Here is a 3723-nt window from a genome sequence, read left to right as displayed (position 1 = left end):
AAAATGCCAGACTTCAATAATTATATTCATTCTAACTATGCTGATCAGGCGGGCGCATGGCTCGGGGATATAAGCCGACAAAATGACCCGCAATTCAAGCAAGCACAAGCTGACTTTGTTCAAGCGAATAGTGATGTTTATTTAGATTGGTATCGAGAAAATGCAGCAAGCATTGATTCAAGAGCGCAAACTGAAATCAATAGCAATGATCAACGCTTTAATAACGGTAAAGATATTATCGATACCGAAAAAGAAGCGAATCATCGCCAAGTTGACAAAGAAAGCAGTATTAATCAAAGCAATCTTGAGTATGATATTCATCAAAGACGAGGAGAAACAATGCAGTCAACAATGAGTAATTATGAGCAGTTGAATCAAGCCACTTTAGCTGAAATGCGTAGATTAGGCTTAACAATTGATCAGCCACCTGTTATTGATCAACCTAAGAATCCGTTTGATCTTGAACGTCCTGATATGTCGGAGTTAAACAAAATTAATAAACAGGTACAGCAACACGGTGGTGAGTTATTAGCTGATCGAGATAATCGTGCAGAGAATATTCAGCATAATGTTGATCGTAGTATCTTGCGTTTAAATGAGCATAAGAATGCTGATATGATCAAGGATTTAATGGGCAAGAAAGATGGTTACGATATTCAACAACTCAATAAAGACGCAGCCCGTGAAAATGGCAGTGTTGGCAAAGAAGCTTGGAGTAATTTATTTGGTAAAGACAAAAAATAATAAGATAGCGTTAATGCGCAGGTAATTTAAAGTGTTTTGCCATGATGAATTTGATGGTTGGCATACCTGCTTTATAAGCAAAGTACCATGAGCTGAAAATAACAGTAGGCGCTAAAACAAATGCAACCAAAATTAAACTGAAAAATCTATCATCATAACTTACTCCTATAAGCATAGTAAGCACTAATGCGATAAACGACACTGCACCAATAGCAACAGTCGCAAAATACCTAATCGCATACTTCTTCTGCTCAGCGGTAATCTCTATTTTATCCTCTTCTGCTTTAACCATCTTGACAGCAATTGGCTCGTTGGATTGTTTTTTTTCATCTTTCATGAAATCTAACATTTCTCTAGCCAACTCAGGATTACTTTCAGCGATTTTTAGCAGTCTTTCTTTTTGATTATCGTTCATTGTTAATTTCCTTATTACTTATCATTTTTGCTTTCAGCAACTTAGCATAAATAAAGGATTTTGACAAGGAAAATCAAAACGTAAAGCAAACCTTAAAATTAAATTTTCAACCCCAACTAAAAGGAAAAAACACATGAAAAAATCACAACTCACTAAAGCAACCCTAAGCCTAACACTGGGAGCTACCTTGTTAAGTTTAAGTGGCTGTGCAGCTATATCAACCAGTATCAAACACAGAAATTTAGTTGTTAATTCCAAAATGTCCGACACTATTTTTCTTGATCCAGTAGCTGAAAGTGACAAAACCATTTACATTCAAGTAAGAAGTACACTCAGTGAGGACTTTAGCGGATTAAGGGAAAACTTAGCGCAAGACTTACAGCGTAACGGTTGGCGTGTGGTGAATGACATTTCACAAGCAAACGATATGGTGCAAATTAATGTGCTACAAATGGGTCAAGCTAAAAATGAAGCTTCTGCTTGGGGTGCTTTAAGTGGTGGCTTTGGTGCTGATATTGCCACAGGTGCCTTAGCAGGATTGGCAGCAGGGTATGCGACAGGTTCGGTGGGAGCTGGTCTTGGTGTTGGTGCGGTAACTTCTGGCGTTTCTTGGATTGCTAACTCGTTAGTTGAAAATGTCTATTACAGTATGATTACCGATGTTCAGGTATCGGTTAAAACCAAAGACGGACAAGTGACACAGACAACGCAATCGAATCTGTCACAAGGCACACAAAGTAACGTATCACAAACCTATAACCAAAAATCAGACTGGTTGAGGTATCGCACAAGGATTGTTTCAGTTGCCAATCAGGTGAATTTGAAGTTTGAAGAAGCTACGCCAGAGTTACAGGCTCAGATTGCAAAACAAGTTAGTGGGATTTTTGGGGTTTAGGGTTCGCTTTCAACAATATTTTTTTAACTAATATTAAGGATTTTCAATATGATTATTTATCTTTTATCATCAGTCGTTGTCTTATTTTGTGCAATGTATTTGTGTTTTAATCCAAGTAAGACAACCGTTGAACACATAACCAATAGCACCAGTAGACGCAAAGCATTATTCGTTCATATTTTAGAACTCTGTTGTTCATTTTTAATGTATGGCGTTTTAATATATTTTACGACAATTGCTTTAATGTTATGTTCAACCTTGTTTTTAAAGGCATATTATATTTTTCTAGGGTTGAACTTAGCTAATTATGATTATGACGGTTTTATTGTCATTTCTGAACAGATTGCTTTAGTGATCACTTTGATTGTTCTTATTTTTAAGATCAGAACAATTGAAACCTTGGCAAATATAATGGCAAAGAAACGTGAAAAATCATTGTCACTTTTTGCTTTGTGTAAGCAATCATCAGCACAAAACAAGGTACAATAACCACTTCAAAAATGGGAAATTAAGAAACAATGTTTAATCTATCAGTTAAAAACACAGCGTTACTATTCCTCACGCTGCCAATCCTCGGCTTTAGCTCAACGAGTCTTAAAGATAATCAATCATTTTCAAAGACAAAGAAAGTGCTGCTTAAGCAAGTTTACTATGATCACAAGGAAACCTTTTATTGCCAAGTGCCTTTTGAGGTTAAGCAAGTCAAAGGCAAAGAAAAAGCGGTTGTTAATCCTATTCAAGATGGTTTTCATTATCGCAAAAATGAAACACGTGCCTCTCGTATTGAGTGGGAGCATATTATGCCCGCTGAAAACTTTGGGCGACAATTAGCGTGTTGGTATAAGGGTGACAGTCAATGTATCGATAGTGCAGGAAAATCTTACAAGGGTCGCAAGTGTTGTGAAAAGACATCTAAGCAATTTAGATTAATGCAAGCTGACCCTTACAACTTAGTACCCGCCATTGGTGAAGTAAATGGTGATCGATCTAACTATCGTTTTGCGGATACCAACAGCAAGCTAACAGGGCAATATGGTAAGTGTGCTTTTAAGGTAGACTTTAAAGAACGCAAAGCCTACCCCGCAGATTACACTAAAGGCTTCATTGGTCGCGCCTATTTATATATGGCTGATACTTACAAACTTAAGCTATCAAAACAAGATCGTCAATTAATGGAAGCTTGGGCTAATAAATACCCTATCAGCGATTGGGAAAAGACACGCAAGCAAAGAATCGATAGATTAATGCGATAGTGTGATCAATTGATTAAGAATTTCGGTTAAAAGCCTTGTAATAGCTATCATCAAGGTATATTTTCATTATGTTAATTTTAAAGGAGTTACCACATGACTAAGAAAACAGAAGTTAAAAATTATAATAAAGCGGAATTTGTGGCGTTAGTTGCAGAAAAAATGAACGCAACCAAGGATAATGCTAACAGATCAGTTGACGCATTTGTTGAAGCGGTTACTGATATTGTCAAAAATGGCGATTCAGTCAATTTTCTTGGTTTTGGAAAATTCAGCGTAGGCGAACGTGCAGCTCGTGAGGGTCGCAATCCAAAGACAGGTGAAGTGCTAAAAATCAAGGCATCTAAAACGCCAAAATTCACTGCGGGTAAAAGCTTAAAAGCCGTTGTTAATGGTAAATAATGACTGACAATAACGAG

General features: G+C 36.9%; 6 protein-coding genes. 5 read left to right on the top strand and 1 reads right to left on the bottom strand.

What is annotated here, in order from left to right:
* Window positions 1-744, top strand: a 744-nt coding sequence (locus tag IE867_RS14125) for a hypothetical protein (protein ID WP_192485354.1), incomplete at its 5' end; no start/stop codon positions are given.
* 10 nt (window positions 745-754) lie between these two features.
* On the opposite strand, the gene IE867_RS14120 is transcribed toward IE867_RS14125, so the two are convergent.
* A complete protein-coding gene (locus IE867_RS14120) occupies window positions 755-1159 on the bottom strand; it encodes a hypothetical protein (protein WP_192485353.1) in 405 nt (134 codons plus the stop codon).
* A 133-nt stretch (window positions 1160-1292) separates the two neighbouring features.
* Here IE867_RS14120 and IE867_RS14115 point away from each other — a divergent pair, with 133 nt between their 5' ends.
* From IE867_RS14115 to IE867_RS14100, 4 genes are all read left to right on the top strand, one after another.
* Window positions 1293-2054: a complement resistance protein TraT gene (locus IE867_RS14115; protein ID WP_192485352.1), complete on the top strand. Its 762-nt coding sequence runs from the start codon at window positions 1293-1295 to the stop codon at window positions 2052-2054.
* A 48-nt stretch (window positions 2055-2102) separates the two neighbouring features.
* Window positions 2103-2543 carry a hypothetical protein gene (locus tag IE867_RS14110; RefSeq protein WP_192485351.1) on the top strand — a complete coding sequence of 147 codons (441 nt, stop codon included), beginning with the start codon at window positions 2103-2105 and terminating at the stop codon, window positions 2541-2543.
* 29 nt (window positions 2544-2572) lie between these two features.
* Window positions 2573-3307 carry an endonuclease gene (locus IE867_RS14105; RefSeq protein ID WP_192485350.1) on the top strand — a complete coding sequence of 245 codons (735 nt, stop codon included), beginning with the start codon at window positions 2573-2575 and terminating at the stop codon, window positions 3305-3307.
* 93 nt (window positions 3308-3400) lie between these two features.
* Window positions 3401-3706 (top strand): HU family DNA-binding protein, encoded by a 306-nt coding sequence (locus IE867_RS14100; protein ID WP_192485349.1) that lies wholly within the window; start codon window positions 3401-3403, stop codon window positions 3704-3706.
* Window positions 3707-3723 lie beyond the last annotated feature (17 nt).

Source organism: Cysteiniphilum marinum, assembly GCF_014857925.1.
GTDB classification, from domain to species: domain Bacteria; phylum Pseudomonadota; class Gammaproteobacteria; order Francisellales; family Francisellaceae; genus Caedibacter; species Caedibacter marinus.
This window is presented reverse-complemented; position numbering and strand designations above follow the sequence as displayed.

Bases quoted from the DNA above. Each gene is read 5' to 3' on its own strand.
- IE867_RS14120 (WP_192485353.1), bottom strand. From the start codon at position 1,159: ATGAACGATAATCAAAAAGAAAGACTGCTAAAAATCGCTGAAAGTAAT.
- IE867_RS14115 (WP_192485352.1), top strand. From the start codon at position 1,293: ATGAAAAAATCACAACTCACTAAAGCAACCCTAAGCCTAACACTGGGA.
- IE867_RS14110 (WP_192485351.1), top strand. From the start codon at position 2,103: ATGATTATTTATCTTTTATCATCAGTCGTTGTCTTATTTTGTGCAATG.
- IE867_RS14105 (WP_192485350.1), top strand. From the start codon at position 2,573: ATGTTTAATCTATCAGTTAAAAACACAGCGTTACTATTCCTCACGCTG.
- IE867_RS14100 (WP_192485349.1), top strand. From the start codon at position 3,401: ATGACTAAGAAAACAGAAGTTAAAAATTATAATAAAGCGGAATTTGTG.